Here is a 17,393-nt window from a genome sequence, read left to right as displayed (position 1 = left end):
AACTCAGGGCTTGGCGCGGCCCGAGCGGCTCAGTCGCCACTCGGGCGGGAAGTTCATGTCGTTGTCCTTCACGACGTTGTTGAGGCCTTTCTCGAACGTGCCCGCGGTGAGGTCGACGTCGTTCTGCTGGTCGTTCTGGATCAACGGCAGCATGCCCTCGACCATGCCGGTGAGCAGGCTGCCGAAGTATTCGCCCTTGTGCTGCTTGTACAGCTCGAGGAAGGTCTTCTGCACCGCGACCGTGTCGGTGGGACGGGACTTCGAGCACGCCAGCGCGTACTTCTCGGTCTCCTTCTCGAGCTGATCGCGCGGCACCACGCTGTTGACGAAGCCGCAGTCATACATCTCCTTGGCGCTGAACGGCCTTCCGGTGAACAGCATCTCGGAGAACTTGCGCAGGCCCATGGTCTCGGCCCACCACCACAGCCGCGGCCCCCAGCCGACGTAGCGGAACGCCGGATGGCCGAACAACGCATCGTCGGAGGAGATGACGAGGTCGGCATCACCCGCCTGATAGAAGTGCCATCCGTAGCAGTAGCCCTTGGCCTCGATGATGCTGATCTTGCGCAGCTCCTGCAGTGGCCGGTTGCCCGCCTTGGCCTTGGCGTAGAAGTCGGTGACCGTCGACAGATAGCGGTACGAGCCGCCCGGCGGGTACTTGACGTCGTCGTCGTTGATCGCCAGTTCGTGCAGCAGCGGCATCCCGGGGTTCTCCAACATGCCGCGTTGTTCGGGAAGATCGCCGCCGCTACCGAAATCCTCACCCTCGCCGCGGATCACGACCACCTTGACGTCGTCGTCCACATTGCACTTGTGGATCAGGTCGGCGTAGTTCTGCCGCATGCCGAGCGTGGTCGAGTTCTGGGCATCCGGCCGGTCGAATGTGATGTAGGCGATCCGGTTCTTCTTGTCCTTCTCGAACTTGATGTACTGCTCGGCTTCCTTCTTCATCTCTTCGTAGTCGTAATCAGGCATGCGAATCTCCCTCTATCTCGTCCTACTTGACTGGCCAGCGGCGGTCACACTTGCGGACAGCACGATTACTCATCCGAACACGGCCGGCATCGACTCCCAGCCGCGCACTGTCGACGTCGGGCTGAGCTCGGCGTCGGTCAGGTCGACGTCCCACTTGGGAAATCTGTCGAGGATCTCGTCGAGCGCGATGCGACCCTCAAGGCGGGCCAACGCGTTGCCGAGGCAGAAGTGGGTGCCCAGCCCGAAGGCGAGGTGCTGGTGAGGTTCGCGGTGGATGTTGAACTCTTCGCTGTCCTCACCGAACCGGCGGGGATCGCGATTCGCGGCGCCGACGATCAGCATCATCGCGCTGCCCGCGGGCACCGTCTGGCCGTAGTACTGCATGTCGCGCGTCACGTAGCGGCTGACATGCGGCGCGGGCGGCTCGAAGCGCAGCAGCTCCTCGATCCCGGCAGGCAGCAGCGTCCTGTTTGCCGCCAACTCGCGGCGCTGATCGGGATGCTCGGCCAGCACCTTGCCCGCCCAGCCCAACAGCCGTGTCGTCGTCTCGCTGCCTGCCGTCGCGATCACCTGCAGATACAGCAGCAGTTCGTCGCGACCCAGCCTGCGCGTGACACCGGTCTCGTCGGCGAACTCCGCCGTCAACAATTCGGTCATGATGTCGTCTGAGGGATGGTCGGCGCGCCAGTCGATGTAGGACGCGAACACCTCACCGGTGGCGATGACGCCGTCGGGGTTCTCGGTCATCTTGCCGCCGCGCTGCGTGCGCAGCGTCGAGTCGCCGTGCTCCACGACATGGGTCTGGTCCTCCTCGGGAATGCCGAGCAGCATCAGAATGACCTTCATCGGCATCAGCGCGCCGAGGTCGCGCACGAAGTCGAACCGGCCCGTGCCGACCAACGGATCCAGGCAGCGTGCGGTGAACTCGCGGATCTTCGGCTCCAGCGCCGCGACCTTGCGCGGCGTGAAGATCCGCGACAGCAGCTGGCGGTGAGTGTTGTGGATCGGCGGGTCCTCGAAGATCAAGGTGCCCGACGGGATCTCCATGCCCGACTGAATGATCTCCAGCACCGCACCGCGCGCGGAGCTGAACGTCTCGTGGTCGTGCAGCGCGGCGTCGACGTCGTCGTACCGGCTGAGCGCATAGAAGCCGTGCCGCTCATTGAAATAGAGCGGGGCCTCTTCGCGGATCCGGCGGAACATCGGATACGGATCGGCATTGAGCTCGACGTCATAGGGGTCGTAGTAGACATCGTTACCGGTGCTTACCGTCACCGGTTCAGTGTTTCAGCGCCGGAACGCGTTCGGGCTGTTTGTACTCTTTGCTTAAAAGAAAGGGCGTTTCGCATGTCTGACATCGGTTTACAGCCCGCACATGCGCTGGCCAAGGCCATCAAGCGCCGAGAACTGTCGAGCCGTGAGTTGCTGGAGCACTACCTGACCCGTGTCGAATCCCTCAACCCGCCGCTGAACGCCGTCGTCACGCTCGATCCCGACGGTGCACGCATCGCCGCAGACGCCGCCGACGCGTCGCTGGCTCGCGGCGACGACGTCGGCGCGCTGCACGGCGTGCCGATGACGGTCAAGGACACCTATCAGACCGCGGGGATGCGGACGACGTGCGGGCTGCCCGCCTGGGACCACGTGCCCGACCGCGACGCCGAGGCGGTCGGAAGGCTGCGCCGCGCAGGAGCGGTCATCTTCGGCAAGACGAATACGCCGACGCTGGCCGGTGACTGGCAGACCTACAACGCGATCTTCGGCACCAGCAACAACCCATGGGACACCGCACGTAGCACCGGTGGTTCGTCGGGCGGCGCCGCGGCGGCCGTGGCCACCGGCATGACGGCGCTCGAGCTGGGCAGCGACATCGGTGGCTCGATCCGCTTCCCGGCGAGCTGGTGCGGCGTGTGCGGCCACAAGACGACGTGGGGCGTGGTCTCGCAGGCGGGTCACCTGCCGCCCGCGCCGGGCACGCTGTCGACCACCGACCTTGCCGTCATGGGGCCCTTGGCGCGTGACGTCACAGACCTCGAGCTCGCAATCGGGGTGCTTGCCGGCCCGGCGGGCCACGCCGCCGTCGGATGGCGGCTAAAGCTGCCTGCGCCCCGCGCGACGACGCTCGGCGACGATCTACGGCTGGCGTTCTGGCTCGACGATCCGGCCTACCCGGTCGACTCCGAGGTCTCGAGGGTGCTCGCGGCGGCCGCCGATGCGCTGCACGATGCAGGTGCTCGAGTCGTCGACGCACGACCTGCCGTCGTGCTGCCCGATGTGGTGCGGCTGTATCAGCAGTTTCTGTATCCGATCCTGCTGTCCACGATGGACAAGCGTTCGTTCGACAACATGGTCACGCTGGCCGACTCACTGTCCGACGAGGACGACCGGCCGCTCGCGCGGACGGCCCGCTTCGCCACCCAGCGCTACCGGGACTGGGTGTTCGCCAGCGAGAAACGGGAGCAGTTGCGTGCACTGATGGCGGAGTACTTCGCCGGCGTCGACGCCCTGTTGATGCCGGTGGCGATGGTGCCCGCGATACCGCACGATCACAGTGAGCCGTTCCCGGAGCGGGTGATTCAGGTCAACGGCGGACTCCGGCCCTACACCGATCTGATGGCGTGGGTGGCGCTGGCGACGTTGGCACATCTCCCCGCAACCGTGGTTCCCGTCGGCCGCACGGCGTCGGGTCTGCCGGTCGGTGTGCAGATCGTCGGACCCTACCTCGAGGACCGCACGACGCTCGCCGTCGGACGGCTCATCGAAGAGGTGCTCGGCGGGTTCGTCGCGCCGCCGGGAGTCTGAGTCGTCAGAGCCTTCGCAGCGCGAACGTCCAGAACTGCGTTCCCGGGGGGCCGCCGAAGCAGCCGACGTCGTAGACGGAGTTGATCTCGCCTGCCAGCGTGACGGCGTCCCAGGTGTACGTGTCACGGGTCGGCATACTGTAACCAGGCAGGCAGCGCAAGCCATCATTGACGTCCACGGTCAAGGTGTAGCGGCCGTTGACAAGGTGCGCGTCGCCGTCGTAGTAGGCATAGAACTTCAATCGCGGGATCGCGCTGACGTCCACGCAGTCCGGGGCGGTGGGCTGACAATTCGAAACGAACCATGCCCACGAAGCTTGGGTATATCTGTTCGTCAGCACATCGTAATTCCCAGGCTGCATCATGGCCTGGGCAGGCGGGGCAAGCAGCGACGCGACCGCGGATAGGGCCGCGACGAAACTCATGACCATGACCGACTTCATGGTCCCTCCATCCATCTCATCCCGACGGCTGCCTATCAAATCACGTCGCCACACATTTTGGTCAATATCAGTCGATTACGGCGGCTTCCTTGCGCTCGGTGATGGGCCGGGCGAGTTCCTGCTCGACGCAGATGCGCTGGAGTTTGTCGAGCGTCTCGTCCAGTCCGGGACCCAGCCGCTTGCCGGGGGTGAAGGTCGCGGGGAGGTGCTTCATGCCCTGGATGACCCCGATGGTCTCGTAGTGCACGGTGCCCTCCGGATCGCATTTGTAGTCCGGCATGCGGTCGAGCACAGCGGTCAGCATCGACTTGAAGACGGTGCGGGCCACGTTGGACCCGACACAGCGGTGTACGCCGATGCCGAAACTGAAGTGGCGGTTGCCTTTCCGGTCCATCACGATTTCGTTGGGCTTCTCGAAGACCGCCGGGTCGCGGTTGGCCATCGCCCAGGAGATCCACAGTCGCTCACCCTCTTTGAAGCGGGTGCCCTCGAACGCGGTGTCTTCGGCGAACGTGCGGCCGTCACCCGGCGCCGGGGTGTAGTACCGCAGGAACTCCTCGGTGGCCGGATTCAGCAGGGTGTCGCGTTCACGGCTGAGCAGCTCCCGCTGGTCGGGGTTCTCCGACAACCATTCCAGCGAGTGCGCGGTCAGCGCGGTCGTGGTGTCGAAGCCGCCGCCGATTATCAGCCCCAGGTTGCCAAGGATCTCCAGGTCGGGTGCGGGCTCACCGTCGATGCGCAGTTGCAGCAGCGCGTTCACCAGACCCGGCCGCGGATTCTCGCGGATCTCCATCATGGTGTTGATCATGTCGATGCCCATCTGCCGGTTCATCTCGGCGACGCGGGGCGCGTCGGGCGAGTGCTCCGGGGTGGACACCGAGAGGTGGGCAGGTTCGCTGTACACGGGCCATTTCTGCAACTCGATGCCCATCATCGCCAGCGTGAGGACCGCGGGCACGATGTTGGCGAGATCGTCGACGAAGTCGATGCGGCCGGACTCGATCTTCTCGTCGAGTGCCGCCCTGGTGATTTCGTCGACGAACGGTTGCCACCGCTTGACCGCAGCGGGGGAGAGGTAGGGATTGAGCGCACCGCGGTAGACGCTGTGTTCGGGTTCGTCCATCTCGAGGATGCCGCCGCGCACGACCGTGGCCCGCTGCGCCTTCGGGATGGTGATGCCCTGGTAACCCTTGCGCTCGTTGTTTATGTCGTGGTCGTTGGACACCACGGGACAGCGGGCCAGTTCAAAGACCTCCTTGCTGCCCGCGGCCACCCAGTGGCCGTCATAGGTGTCCGACCACGCCATCGGGCACTTGGCCTGCATCTCTTCGGTGATCTTCTCGAACTGCAGCCGGTACTCCGGTGTGTGTCGGTCGAAGTGGTACCTGTTCTTCTTGCGACCGCTGTCGGCGGCGCTGATGTCGTCGACGGTCAAGGTGTCTCCCTAATACTGATCTCGGTCTTACTCTTCGATCGAGATGGCTTGCTCCGGGCACGACTGCGCGGCCTCGCGCACCACGCCTTCTTGGTCGGGCGGGACCACCTCGTTGACCGGCGATGAGGTGCCGTCGATGTCGCTGAGCTCGAACGAATCCGGGGCGATCATGGCGCACAGCGTGTGGCCCTGGCAGCGCTCCGAGTCGACGAAAACCTTCATGATGTCCTCCCGTCAGATGTGGTAGTCGTACCACTTCAGGTAGCCGCCCGCGTCAACGCGCTGCTGTGTGCCGGTGATGTAGCGGGCTTCGTCGGAGGCGAGGAACAGAACCATGTTGGAAATGTCCTCGGGCTCGACCCACGGCACCTTCATGGCCTGCTGGACGTAGAACACCGGCTCGGCGTCGTCCTTCGTCGGGTTCTCCAGGTCGGGTCGGAAGGACTTGTACATCGGCGCGCTCTGCAGCATAGGTGTGTTGGTGTTCGTCGGGTGCACGACGTTGGCGCGGATCCCCCGCGGCGCGAGTTCGGCCGCGAGGCTGTGCACGTACTGCGACAGCAGCCTCTTCGAGTGCAGATACGCCGAGCCGCCCGGATCGGTGCCGGGGTTGTCGTTCTTGCCGACGTCCATCAGCGCGGCGGTGGAACCCGTCGCGATGATCGAGGCGCCCTCACCGAGATGGGGCAGCGCGACCTGGATGGCGTTGATGGTGCCGATCAGGTTGGTATTGATCACGTCTACCCAGGCCGCCAGATCCGCCGAACCCTTCATGCCTGCAATACCGGCGGCGGTGACGACGACGTCGAGCCTGCCCAGTTCGGCGACGCCGTCGTCGAGAACCGACCTCAGCGAGACGACGTCGCTCACGTCGACCTTGGCTGAGATACAGCGCTGTCCGGTCTTCTCGACGAACCGGGCGGTCTCTTCGAGGTCTTCGGCAGTGGCCATGGGATAGCCGATCGTCGCGAAGTCCTCGCACCGGTCGACAGCGATGATGTCGGCGCCCTCCTCGGCGAGTCGTACCGCGTGGCTGCGGCCCTGGCCGCGGCCTGCGCCGGTGACGAAGGCGACTTTCCCTTGAACGCGTCCCACTGGAGATGTCCTTTCTTGCTGCTCAGGTGTTTCGGCCGCCGTTGACGCCGAGGATCTGACCGGTGATGTAGCCGGCTTCTTCAGAGATCAGGAACGCACACGCCGCGGCGATATCCTCGGGCCTGCCGACCCGGCGCACCGGAGTCCGGTCGATGTGCTCCTCGACGGTTCCGCCGAGCAGTCCGCGTTCCTCGGACTTACGCAGCATCGGCGTGTCGATGAACCCGGGGGGCACCGCGTTGACGGTGATGCCCATCGGCCCGTATTCCAGCGCCAGCGACTTCGTCAGCCCGTTCACCGCGGCCTTGGCCGCCACATACGCGGACATGAAGGGTTGTCCGGATTGGGCACTGGACGAGGAGATGTTGACGATCCGCCCCCAGCCGGCCTCGACCATGTCCGGCAACACCGCCTGGACGCAGTGGAAGACGCCGTTGAGGTTGACGTCGATCACGCGATTGAAGTCGGAGAACGTGAGGTCGGTGAATCGTTTGAACCGCTCCATCCCTGCCGCGTTCACGAGGATGGTCACCGGGCCGAGTTGCTCGCGGACGGCGGTCAGCGCGGACTCGACGGCCGCGCGGTCGGTCACGTCGGCGGTATGCGCGAACTTCTCATCGGAGGCGACGAGGTCGAGGGTGGCGACGTGACACCCGTCGGAGCGCAGTCGATTCGCGATGGCCTGGCCGATGCCCGAACCGCCGCCGGTGACTACCGCGGTCTTCATCTGACCGCGCCCGTCTCAGTCGCCAAGAACCTTCCTTCCGATTATGAGAACCGTACTCTCGCATTGTGTAGCATCGCAAGACAGAACAGACCCGATTGTCGCATCCGTTTCGCGCTGAGCGTCGGCATCAGGCCACATGACTAGGCCATCTTCATTTTCTTGAGTTCTCATCCCGCGAATGTATGATTCGCCGAACATGAGAATGAAGTTTCCATCACACTGGAACTTTGCCGAGGAGGGTGGATGACGGAAGCGTCGACGATCTCGAAACAAGCGTCCGAGGGCAGGCCCGGCCGCCGGATGCTGATCGATGGAGCCTTGGTGGAGACGTCAGCGACGTTTCCTTCCATCAACCCCGCGACCGAAGAGGTCGTCGGCCACGCTCCCGACGCAACGGTCGCCGACGCCGAAGCGGCGGTCGCCGCGGCGCGGCGGGCGTTCGACACCACCGACTGGTCCACCGACACCGACCTGCGGATCCGCTGCCTCGATCAATTGCACCGGGCCCTCGTCGAACACCGCGACGAACTCGCCGAGCTCACCGTCGCCGAGGTCGGTGCCACGCCGGCGATGTGCGCGGGCGCTCAACTCGATGCCCCGATCGCGATCGTCCGCTACTACGCAGACCTGCTGAAGACCTACCCGCTGACCGAAGACCTCGGGAACAGCGAGAGCCACGGCATGCAGCACCACCGTTGGGTGGAGAAAGAGGCCGCCGGGGTAGTCGCGGCGATCATCGCGTACAACTACCCGACGCAACTCGCGCTCGCCAAGCTCGCGCCCGCGCTGGCGGCCGGCTGCACCGTCGTGCTGAAGGGTGCCCCGGACACCCCGCTGATCACGCTTGCGCTCGGCGAACTGATCGCCGAACACACCGATATCCCCGCCGGTGTGGTCAACGTGCTGTCCGGTACCGACCCAGCGGTCGGAGCCGCGCTGACGACGAGTCCCGACGTCGACATGGTCACCTTCACCGGTTCGACGCCGACCGGCCGCGCGATCATGGCCGCGGCCAGCGAGACGTGCAAACGCGTCTTCCTCGAACTCGGCGGGAAGTCGGCGGCGATCGTGCTCGACGACGGCGACTTCGACATGGCCGCCCTCTTCACCGCGTTCGCGACGGCGAGCCACTCCGGTCAGGGTTGTGCGATCACGACGCGGATCCTGGTGCCCAGCAAGCACCACGACGAGATCGTCGAGAAGCTGAAGAACAACTTCGGGGTGGTCAACTACGGCAACCCCGCCGAAGAAGGCGTCTATACGGGTCCGCTGATCAGCGAGAAGCAGCGCGACAAGGTCGACGCCATGGTGCAGCGCGCCGTCGAAGCGGGTGCGACACTGGTCACCGGCGGAGAAAAGGTGAGCCCCGGCTTCTTCTACAAGCCGACACTTCTCACCGACGTCGATCCCGACAGCGAGATCGCCCAGCACGAGGTGTTCGGCCCCGTGCTGGCCGTGATCCGTTACGACGATGACGACGACGCAGTGCGGATCGCCAACAACTCGATCTACGGCCTCTCGGGAGCCGTCTTCGGCAGCGAGCAGCGTGCGCTCGCGGTGGCGCGCCGCATCCGCACCGGAACGCTGTCGATCAACGGCGGCATGTTCTTCGGTCCCGATGCTCCGTTCGGCGGCTACAAGCAGTCGGGCATCGGTAGGGAGATGGGCGCCGCCGGACTCGAAGAATTCCTCGAGCGCAAGACGATCGCGACGGTGGTCGGCTGATGGCTTCCAGACCATTAGAAGGAATCCGGGTCCTCGAGGTTGCCATGTACGGCTTCGTCCCATCGGCCGGTGCGGTGCTGACCGAGTGGGGCGCCGACGTCATCAAGGTCGAACACGCGATCACCGGCGACCCGCAGCGCGGACTGCGCCAGACGGGACTGCTGCGCGTCGAAGGCGATCCCAACCCGAACATCGAGCACGCCAACCGCAACAAGCGCAGCATCGGCCTGGACATGTCGGTGCCGGAAGGCAGGGAGGTGCTGCTCGAGCTCGCCAAGCGCGCCGACGTCTTTCTGACCAGCTTCCTGCCCGGACACCGCGAGAAGTTCGGTATCGACGTCGACGACATCCGCGCCGTCAACCCCAAGATCGTCTACGCCAGGGGCAGCGCACTCGGCCCTCGCGGCGAGGAGTCGGTCAAGGGCGGTTACGACATGACCGCGTTCTGGTGTCGCGCCGGTACGGCGGCGACCATCACCCCGCCCGGCATGCCGGGAATGATCGGCCCGCCAGGACCCGCTTATGGCGACACGATCAGCGGCACGAACCTCGCAGGCGGCATCGCGGCCGCGCTGCTCAAGCGGGAGCGCACCGGTGAGCCGTCGATCGTTGACGTCTCGCTCCTCGGCAGTGGCTTCTGGTCGCTTGGCCACACCGTCGCGCTGACGAAGCACCTCGGCGAGCGCATGGAGGCCTTTCCGCCGGGGGTGCACGGCTCGCCGATCAATCCGCTTGTAGGGCTGTACGCAACCGCCGATGACCGCTACATTTCTTTCGTCATGATGCAGCCCACCAAGTTCTGGGCCGACGTGTGCAAGCACATGGACCTTGACGACCTCGCCGACGATCTGCGGTTCGCGACCGTGGAGTCGATCGCCGAGAACACCGCGGCGGCCGCGGAGATCCTCATGGAGACGATGTCCAAGCGGCCACTGGCGGAATGGAGCGAGCGGTTCTCGACACTGCTCGGACCGTGGGCGCCGGTGCAGGACACCCTGCAGGCCGTCGAGGACGCACAGATCCGCGCGAACGAATACCTGGTGCAAGCGGGTGACCTCGAATTGGTGGCGAATCCGGTGCAGTTTGATGTCAGTGCTCCCCAATCCGGCCCCGCGCCGGCTTTTGCACAGCAGACTGACGAAATCTTGCTGGAACTCGGATTGGATTGGGACCGCATCATCGAGCTCAAGACGGCCGGCGCCGTCACCTAATCGCGAAGGATCACATGCCCTACCTTGCTCCCATCGGCACTGACCTGGGTTGTTGGGCAACACCTCAACACTGGGCGGGCCGGGGACGACGACGACGCCAGCACTCGCGCCGGGGAACCAGGCGGCCCGCATACGCCGCCGACGTCGACGTCGCTGAAATTGACGTTTCCTTCACGGGCATTGACGGAATCGGCTATGAAGGTGTTGGCTTTGCCGAGCGGTTCGGGGGCTACGAGCTTGTCGAGGCTGAGGTGACAAGGGTCGGCGGTGCGTTGCCGGTGAACCCCAGCGGAGGGCCGAAGACAAAGGGCCATCCTCTGGGGGCGACGGGCGTCGCACAGTGCGTGGAGCTGTTCGCGCAACTCCGAGGGGAGGCGGTCAACCAGGTGGACGGCGCGCGGGTCGCATTGGCCCGAGACATCAGCGGCCCGACGGCAGTATCGGCGGTCACCATCCTGGAAGGACCGGCCAATGGCGCGGGGTAATGGACCCGAACGGTGGTCGACAGGCATCTCGCTCGGACGCGGTTCCAAGCCGATGGAGGCCGTCGGTGGATTGTTTGCGATGTCGAAGGACGCGGTGCGGAACGTCTTCCGGCGGCCGTTTCAGTGGCGTGAGTTTCTGGAGCAGTGCTGGTTTGTCGTGAAGGTATCGCTGGCGCCCACGGTGTTGGTGGCGATCCCGTTCACCGTGCTGGTGTCGTTCACGCTCAACATCCTCCTGCGCGAATTGGGCGCGGCGGACTTGAGCGGTGCCGGTGCGGCGTTCGGCGCGGTGACCCAGGTCGGTCCGCTGGTGACGGTGCTGATCGTGGCTGGCGCGGGTGCCACGGCCATGTGTGCGGATCTGGGTTCGCGCACGATCCGGGAAGAGATCGACGCGATGGAAGTGCTGGGCATAGATCCGGTGCAACGCCTGGTGACCCCTCGGATGCTAGCCTCGGGTTTGGTGGCCCTGCTGCTCAACAGTCTGGTAGTGATCATCGGAATCCTGGGCGGCTACACGTTTTCGATCTTCATCCAGGACGTCAATCCGGGCGCGTTCGCCGCAGGCATCACACTGTTGACCGGGGTCCCAGAGGTGATCATCTCGTGTGTGAAGGCGCTGCTGTTCGGGTTGATCGCCGGGTTGGTGGCCTGCTACCGGGGCCTGAACATCACTGGTGGTGGCGCGAAGGCGGTGGGCAACGCTGTCAACGAGACCGTGGTGTACGCATTCATGGCGCTGTTCGCGATCAACGTGGTCGTGACGGCCATCGGCATCCAGATGAGCCAGGACTGACCGATGGGAACACAAACCGTATTCCGCAGTCGCTTTCCGCGGCTGGCCCGGGGGCTCAAGATGCCGACCGACCTCTTGGGCCGCGCCGGCGATCACATGTTGTTCTACATACGGGCCCTTGGCGGGGTGCCGCATGCGACCGTTCATTTCCGCCGCGAAATCATCCGGCTGATCGCCGAAATCTCCATGGGGGCAGGGACCTTGGCGATGATCGGCGGCACCGTCGTCATCGTCGGCTTCCTGACTCTGGCCGCCGGTGGAACACTTGCGGTCCAGGGATACAGCTCACTCGGCGACATCGGCATCGAAGCCCTGACCGGGTTCTTGGCGGCCTTCATCAACGTGCGGATCTCTGCCCCGGTGGTGGCTGGCATCGGGTTGGCGGCGACCTTCGGCGCTGGTGTGACGGCGCAGCTGGGCGCGATGCGCATCAACGAGGAGATCGACGCGCTCGCGGCCATGGCGATCCGTCCCATCGAATACCTGGTCTCCACCCGGATCGTCGCGGGGATGATTGCGATCACTCCGCTGTACTCGATCGCGGTGGTCCTGTCATTTCTGGCTTCCCAATTCACGACGGTGGTGTTGTTCGGGCAGTCGGGTGGGCTCTATGACCACTATTTCAACACCTTCCTCAACCCGGTCGATTTATTGTGGTCGTTCCTGCAGGCAATACTGATGGCGGTAACGATCTTGTTGGTGCACACGTATTTTGGTTATTTCGCCTCCGGCGGGCCCTCCGGTGTCGGGGTCGCTGTGGGCAACGCCGTGCGCACCTCCTTAATCGTGGTCGTCTCGGTCACCCTGCTGGTATCGCTGTCCGTCTATGGTTCCAACGGCAACTTCAACCTGTCGGGATAGGTGGCGCGGGGATGAAAAGTGGTGCGGTACGCCCGCTGACGGGGTTGGCGATGATTGTCGCCGTCGGCTTGATCATCGCCTTGGCCATCGGCTTGTTCCAGGGCAGCTTCACCAAAACCGAACCGGTGACGGTCATTTCGGATCGCGCCGGTCTGGTGATGAACAACGACGCCAAGGTCAAGATGCGTGGCGTGGAGGTCGGGAAAGTCGATTCGATCGAGAGCCGGCCCGATGGCAAGGCGGCGCTGCGCCTGGCCATGAATCCGTCGCAACTGAATCTGATTCCATCGAACGTGAATGTCAACATCGAGTCGCCGACGGTGTTCGGCGCCAAGTTCGTGAACATGGTTCCTCCGGACGATCCTTCGCCGCAGAAGCTCCGCCCCGGTCAGGTGATTCAAAGCCAGCACGTCGTGGTCGAGATCAACACCGTCTTCCAGCAGTTGGTGCAGGTGCTCGATAAGATCGACCCCGCCAAGCTCAATCAGACACTGGGCGCGATCGCGACGGCGTTCGACGGCCGAGGAGAGAAGTTCGGCAAGACGCTGACCGACTTCAACGCGTTCCTGGCCAAAATCGAACCGAGTCTGCCGAATCTCAGTCGCGACCTCGAAGCCGCGGCTCCCACTCTGGGCGCGTACGCGGACGCGGCGCCCGACCTCATCAGGACCGCCGACAGCACCACGCAGGTCAGCCACACCATCGTCGACCAGCAACAGGAACTTGACGAGTTCCTGGTCGCCTCAATCGGTTTAGCGGATGTCGGGAACGAGGTGATCGGCGGAAACCTGCCGGCGCTGACCGAGGTGCTGCACCTGCTCGTGCCCACCACGGAACTGCTCAACCGGTATCACGAATCGCTGTATTGCTCAATTGGCGGACTTGCCGTGATGGCGAATTCGCCACCACTTCCAGGTAACAACAGCTCCGTAGTGGTGTCTGCCGGCCTGACGCTCGGTACCGAACGCTACCGCTATCCGAACGACCTGCCGAAGGTAGCCGCTAAGGGCCGACCATACTGCAAGGAACTGGGTCTGCCCAACGTTCCCCCCGAGTTTCGAGTGCCGGCCATCGTCGCCGATGTCGGCGCGAACCCGCATCAATACGGGAACCAGGGCATCCTGCTGAACTCCGCCGGTCTCAAGAATTGGTTGTTCGGGCCCATCCCTGGACCCCCGCGCAACTCCGCACAGATTGGAATGCCCGGATGACACGCCCGACGGGCACGCTCATCAAGTTCGCCGCCTTCGCGCTCGTGATGGCGATTCTGACCGCCTTCCTGTTCTTCATCTTCAGCCAGACCACGACCGGTAAGACGAACGGATATGCGGCGGTCTTCACCGACGCCTCACGACTCAAAACGGGGGATACCGTGCGGGTCGCGGGAATCCGGGTGGGCACCGTCAAAGAGGTGTCGCTGCAGCCGGACCGCAAGGTGCTCGTCAAGTTCGACGCCGGTCGCGACGTCGTCTTGACCACCGGAACCACGGCGCAGATACGCTATCTGAATCTGACCGGCGATCGATTTCTCGAACTCGCCGACAGCCCTGGATCGACGAAGATACTACCGGTCGGCTCCCAGATACCTGTGGATCGCACGGCGCCCGCCCTGGACCTCGACCTGCTGCTCGGCGGCCTGAAACCCGTTATCCAGGGGCTTAACCCGCAAGACGTGAACGCGCTCACCTCGTCCCTGGTCCAAATCCTGCAGGGCCAAGGCGGAACCCTCGAATCGCTGTTCTCGAAGACATCGTCATTCTCAAACTCGTTGGCGGACAACAGCGAGGTCATCGAGCAGTTGATCGACGACTTGCGAACCCTGCTGGATACGCTGTCCAAGGACGGCGACGAATTCTCTGGTGCGATCGACCGGCTCGAGCAACTGGTTAGTGGCTTGTCGACCGACCGCGATCCCATCGGTGAGGCGATCACGTCTCTCGACAACGGCACCGCCTCGCTGACCGACTTGCTCGGTCGGGCGCGCCCGCCGCTGGCCGGCACAGTCGACGAGTTGAACAGGCTGGCTCCACTGTTGGACGGCAAGCACAAGGATTATTTCGACGCCACCCTGCAGCAGCTGCCCGAGCTCTACCGCAAACTCGCGCGGGTCGGTTCCTACGGGGCGTTCTTCCCTTACTACATCTGCGGGATCACCTTCCGGGCCAGCGATCTCGAGGGCCGCACCGTGGTCTTTCCCTGGATCAAGCAAGAGACGGGGAGGTGCGCGGAAAACTAATGGCACTAATGGATAGATACCGCGGATCCCAGCTCATACAGGCGGGCATCATTGGCGTCGTCCTGATGATCCTCGTCATCATCGCGGGCCTTCAGCCGGAACGGTTGCTGCAATACGCCAGCGGCATCAAGTACCAGGCCCTCTTCACCGAGGCGGGAGGTCTCATCGAAGGCAACGACGTGACCGTGTCGGGTACCAAGGTCGGCACAGTGTCGTCGATTGAACTCGAAAACGGCGACGCACTGGTCACTTTCACCATCGCGGGTAAGGCTGCCCTCGGCTCGGAAACCAGCGCGCACATCCGCACCGGAACCCTGCTCGGCGAGCGTGTGCTGGCCCTGGAGTCCTCGGGAAGCGGCACACTTGACCACAAGAAGCGTATTCCGGTGTCGCGCACAACCTCGCCGTACTCCTTGACCGACGCTGTCAGTGAACTCACTGCGAATACCGCTGCAACCAATACCGATACGCTCAACCAGTCCCTGGACACGTTGGCGACCACGCTCGACCAGGTCGCGCCACAGTTGGGTCCGACATTCGACGGTCTGTCGCGACTGTCGAAATCACTCAACAATCGTAATGAGAGTCTGGCCGAGCTGCTGAAAACCGCCGGTGACGTGACCGGCATCCTGTCCGACCGCAGCGAGCAGGTCAATATGCTGATCCTCAATGCCAACGATCTGCTCGCAGTGCTCAACGAGCGTCGGCAGGCCATCGTCAGCCTGCTCGCCAACACCTCGGCGGTGTCGCGGGAGCTGACTGGTGTGGTCGCCGACAACGAGCAGGAGCTGGCACCGACGCTGGAAAGGCTGAACCGCGTCAACGCGATGCTCATAAAGAACCGGGACAATATTTCCAAGGCCATCCCCGGCCTGGCCAAATACGAGCTCACACAGGGCGAAATCGTGTCCAACGGGGCCTATTACAACGCGTTCATACCCAACATCCAACCGGCGCAGCTCCTGCAGCCGTTCCTGGATTACGCCTTCGGGTTCCGCCGCGGTGTGGGCGCAGGCCAGCCGCCGGACAACGCCGGGCCGCGCGCCGAACTGCCCTTCCCAGTCAATTCCATCCCGCAACCAGGCGACCTCCCCGATGACGGAGACCCAGGTGAACCGTAAGCCTCTCTTTGTGATCACCTCTGCGCTCCTGGCCGTTGCGCTCGTCGCCGGAGCCGTGGTTTTGGTACGCCAGGTCTTCTTCGGGCCCAATACCATCACCGCGTACTTCCCGACCGCCACGTCGATCTACCCCGGCGACGAGGTGCGCGTGTCCGGTGTCAAGGTCGGCAAGATCGACTCCATCAAACCCGAAGGCACGCAGACGAAGATGACCTTGAAGGTCGATCACGGCGTGCCCGTTCCGGCCGATGCCAAGGCGGTGATCGTCGCCCAGAACCTGGTTGCGGCGCGTTACGTTCAGCTCACGCCGGCGTACCGGACGGGCGGCGGGCCCACCATGCGTGACGGCGCAGTGATACCGAGCAACCGAACGGCAGTCCCCGTCGAATGGGATGAGGTGAAAACCCAGCTGATGCGGCTGGCAGAGGAATTGGGCCCGAAGACCGGGGTGTCGGGAACCTCCGTATCCCGCTTCATCGACAGCGCGGCGAACGCACTGGACGGCAACGGCGGCAAGCTACGACAGACGCTGGCTCAATTATCCGGTGCCGCAAGGATTTTCGCCGAAGGCAGCGGCAACATCGTGGACATCATCAAGAATCTGCAAATCTTCGTCACCGCGCTTCGCGACAGCAAGCAACAGATCGTCATGTTCGAGAACCGGCTGGCCAGTTTGACGAGCGTCGTGAACGACAACAGGTCCGATCTGGACGCGGCGTTGTCGGATTTGTCGGTTGCCCTCGGCGAGGTGCAGCGCTTCGTCGCCGGCAGTCGGAACCAAGTGTCCGAGCAGGTCAGAAGCCTGGCCGAAGTCACCCAGATCCTGGTCGACAACCGCTCGGCTGTCGAAAACATCCTTCACATCACGCCGAATGCGGTCGCCAACTACCAGAACATCTACTACCCGCCCTCCGGCGGAGTGAGCGGAGCTTTCTCGCTGGTAAACTTCGCGAATCCGGTTTACTTCTTCTGCGGTTTGTTCGGCGCAATCGAGAACACCACCGCTCCGGAAACGGCGAAACTCTGCTCGCAATACCTCGGGCCGGCGCTGCGATTGCTCAATTTCAACAACCTGCCGTTGCCGTTCAACTTGTACCTGAGGCCTGCGCCCAAACCGGAAAACATCATCTACACCGACCCGAAGCTAGCGCCTGGAGGCGCTGGGCCGGGTGACCCGCCCGAGTCCTTCCCCTCGGTATCGGCCTACCTCGGCGCCGGCGATATCCCGCCGCCACCTGGCTGGGGAGCGCCACCTGGGCCGCCGGGGTTGTATTCGCCCGGCGGAGAGGTACCCGCCACTCCCTCGCCGGCGTTGTTCCCTGGCGCGCCGATTCCGGGGCCCCCCACTGTGCTTCCGGGGCCCCCGTCGAGCGTTGACGGCATGCTGCTTCCGGCTACGCCGGCGCCCGCCGCTCCGCCGGTGTCGCCCAATGCACCCCTGCTGCCGGCCGAAGGGATGCCGCCATCATGATTCGCGCCGCG

16 protein-coding genes and 1 pseudogene are annotated in these 17,393 nt (G+C 64.2%); 10 read left to right on the top strand and 7 right to left on the bottom strand.

Features of this window, described 5'->3' with window-relative positions; all coding sequences use genetic code 11:
* Positions 1–3: 3 nt before the first annotated feature.
* Positions 4–975: an enoyl-CoA hydratase/isomerase family protein gene (locus C6A82_RS18185; RefSeq protein WP_105343568.1), complete on the bottom strand. Its 972-nt coding sequence runs from the start codon at positions 973–975 to the stop codon at positions 4–6.
* A gap of 69 nt (positions 976–1,044) precedes the next feature.
* A complete protein-coding gene (locus C6A82_RS18180) occupies positions 1,045–2,250 on the bottom strand; it encodes a cytochrome P450 (RefSeq protein ID WP_105343570.1) in 1,206 nt (401 codons plus the stop codon).
* 72 nt (positions 2,251–2,322) lie between these two features.
* On the opposite strand from C6A82_RS18180, the gene C6A82_RS18175 reads away from it, so the two are divergent.
* On the top strand, positions 2,323–3,777 hold the full coding sequence (locus tag C6A82_RS18175) for an amidase (protein ID WP_105343572.1): 1,455 nt from the start codon (positions 2,323–2,325) through the stop codon (positions 3,775–3,777).
* A gap of 4 nt (positions 3,778–3,781) precedes the next feature.
* On the opposite strand, the gene C6A82_RS18170 is transcribed toward C6A82_RS18175, so the two are convergent.
* From C6A82_RS18170 to C6A82_RS18150, 5 genes are all read right to left on the bottom strand, one after another.
* A complete protein-coding gene (locus tag C6A82_RS18170) occupies positions 3,782–4,219 on the bottom strand; it encodes a hypothetical protein (RefSeq protein WP_105343574.1) in 438 nt (145 codons plus the stop codon).
* A gap of 67 nt (positions 4,220–4,286) precedes the next feature.
* Positions 4,287–5,654: a cytochrome P450 gene (locus C6A82_RS18165; protein WP_105343576.1), complete on the bottom strand. Its 1,368-nt coding sequence runs from the start codon at positions 5,652–5,654 to the stop codon at positions 4,287–4,289.
* Between the two features lie 27 nt (positions 5,655–5,681).
* Positions 5,682–5,876, bottom strand: coding sequence for a ferredoxin (locus tag C6A82_RS18160; protein WP_105343578.1), 195 nt, complete (start codon positions 5,874–5,876; stop codon positions 5,682–5,684).
* Between the two features lie 12 nt (positions 5,877–5,888).
* Complete coding sequence (locus C6A82_RS18155) at positions 5,889–6,749, bottom strand: mycofactocin-coupled SDR family oxidoreductase (RefSeq protein WP_105343580.1); 861 nt, start codon at positions 6,747–6,749, stop codon at positions 5,889–5,891.
* Positions 6,750–6,771: 22 nt separating this feature from the next.
* Positions 6,772–7,476: an SDR family NAD(P)-dependent oxidoreductase gene (locus C6A82_RS18150; RefSeq protein ID WP_105343581.1), complete on the bottom strand. Its 705-nt coding sequence runs from the start codon at positions 7,474–7,476 to the stop codon at positions 6,772–6,774.
* Positions 7,477–7,719: 243 nt separating this feature from the next.
* Between C6A82_RS18150 and C6A82_RS18145 the strand changes: the two genes are divergently transcribed.
* The 9 genes and pseudogenes from C6A82_RS18145 (at position 7,720) to C6A82_RS18105 (ending at position 17,382) form a co-directional block, all read left to right on the top strand.
* Positions 7,720–9,201: an aldehyde dehydrogenase family protein gene (locus C6A82_RS18145; protein ID WP_105343583.1), complete on the top strand. Its 1,482-nt coding sequence runs from the start codon at positions 7,720–7,722 to the stop codon at positions 9,199–9,201.
* Entirely contained in the window at positions 9,201–10,412 is a 1,212-nt protein-coding gene (locus C6A82_RS18140) for a CoA transferase (RefSeq protein ID WP_311101405.1), read from the top strand. Before C6A82_RS18145 ends, C6A82_RS18140 begins: the two co-directional genes overlap by 1 nt.
* Before the next feature lie 137 nt (positions 10,413–10,549).
* A pseudogene (locus C6A82_RS18135) lies at positions 10,550–10,897 on the top strand (thiolase C-terminal domain-containing protein); the annotation flags it as partial.
* A complete protein-coding gene (locus tag C6A82_RS18130) occupies positions 10,884–11,693 on the top strand; it encodes an ABC transporter permease (RefSeq protein WP_105348156.1) in 810 nt (269 codons plus the stop codon). The pseudogene C6A82_RS18135 and the gene C6A82_RS18130, both read left to right, overlap by 14 nt.
* A gap of 3 nt (positions 11,694–11,696) precedes the next feature.
* On the top strand, positions 11,697–12,554 hold the full coding sequence (locus C6A82_RS18125; RefSeq protein ID WP_105348154.1) for an ABC transporter permease: 858 nt from the start codon (positions 11,697–11,699) through the stop codon (positions 12,552–12,554).
* An 11-nt stretch (positions 12,555–12,565) separates the two neighbouring features.
* Positions 12,566–13,765, top strand: coding sequence for an MCE family protein (locus C6A82_RS18120; RefSeq protein WP_105348153.1), 1,200 nt, complete (start codon positions 12,566–12,568; stop codon positions 13,763–13,765).
* Positions 13,762–14,790 (top strand): MCE family protein, encoded by a 1,029-nt coding sequence (locus C6A82_RS18115; RefSeq protein ID WP_105348151.1) that lies wholly within the window; start codon positions 13,762–13,764, stop codon positions 14,788–14,790. The genes C6A82_RS18120 and C6A82_RS18115 overlap by 4 nt, the downstream gene beginning before the upstream one ends.
* Positions 14,791–14,798: 8 nt before the next feature.
* Positions 14,799–15,911 (top strand): MCE family protein, encoded by a 1,113-nt coding sequence (locus tag C6A82_RS18110; protein ID WP_105348172.1) that lies wholly within the window; start codon positions 14,799–14,801, stop codon positions 15,909–15,911.
* Positions 15,886–17,382: an MCE family protein gene (locus C6A82_RS18105; RefSeq protein ID WP_105348149.1), complete on the top strand. Its 1,497-nt coding sequence runs from the start codon at positions 15,886–15,888 to the stop codon at positions 17,380–17,382. The genes C6A82_RS18110 and C6A82_RS18105 overlap by 26 nt, the downstream gene beginning before the upstream one ends.
* Positions 17,383–17,393: the final 11 nt, after the last annotated feature.

It is taken from the genome of Mycobacterium sp. ITM-2016-00318 (assembly GCF_002968285.2).
In the GTDB taxonomy this organism is placed as follows: domain Bacteria; phylum Actinomycetota; class Actinomycetes; order Mycobacteriales; family Mycobacteriaceae; genus Mycobacterium.
This window is presented reverse-complemented; position numbering and strand designations above follow the sequence as displayed.

Coding starts and splice junctions, on each gene's coding strand:
- C6A82_RS18185 (WP_105343568.1), bottom strand. CDS start 975: ATGCCTGATTACGACTACGAAGAGATGAAGAAGGAAGCCGAGCAGTAC.
- C6A82_RS18175 (WP_105343572.1), top strand. CDS start 2,323: ATGTCTGACATCGGTTTACAGCCCGCACATGCGCTGGCCAAGGCCATC.
- C6A82_RS18170 (WP_105343574.1), bottom strand. CDS start 4,219: ATGAAGTCGGTCATGGTCATGAGTTTCGTCGCGGCCCTATCCGCGGTC.
- C6A82_RS18160 (WP_105343578.1), bottom strand. CDS start 5,876: ATGAAGGTTTTCGTCGACTCGGAGCGCTGCCAGGGCCACACGCTGTGC.
- C6A82_RS18150 (WP_105343581.1), bottom strand. CDS start 7,476: ATGAAGACCGCGGTAGTCACCGGCGGCGGTTCGGGCATCGGCCAGGCC.
- C6A82_RS18145 (WP_105343583.1), top strand. CDS start 7,720: ATGACGGAAGCGTCGACGATCTCGAAACAAGCGTCCGAGGGCAGGCCC.
- C6A82_RS18140 (WP_311101405.1), top strand. CDS start 9,201: ATGGCTTCCAGACCATTAGAAGGAATCCGGGTCCTCGAGGTTGCCATG.
- C6A82_RS18130 (WP_105348156.1), top strand. CDS start 10,884: ATGGCGCGGGGTAATGGACCCGAACGGTGGTCGACAGGCATCTCGCTC.
- C6A82_RS18125 (WP_105348154.1), top strand. CDS start 11,697: ATGGGAACACAAACCGTATTCCGCAGTCGCTTTCCGCGGCTGGCCCGG.
- C6A82_RS18120 (WP_105348153.1), top strand. CDS start 12,566: ATGAAAAGTGGTGCGGTACGCCCGCTGACGGGGTTGGCGATGATTGTC.
- C6A82_RS18115 (WP_105348151.1), top strand. CDS start 13,762: ATGACACGCCCGACGGGCACGCTCATCAAGTTCGCCGCCTTCGCGCTC.
- C6A82_RS18110 (WP_105348172.1), top strand. CDS start 14,799: ATGGATAGATACCGCGGATCCCAGCTCATACAGGCGGGCATCATTGGC.
- C6A82_RS18105 (WP_105348149.1), top strand. CDS start 15,886: ATGACGGAGACCCAGGTGAACCGTAAGCCTCTCTTTGTGATCACCTCT.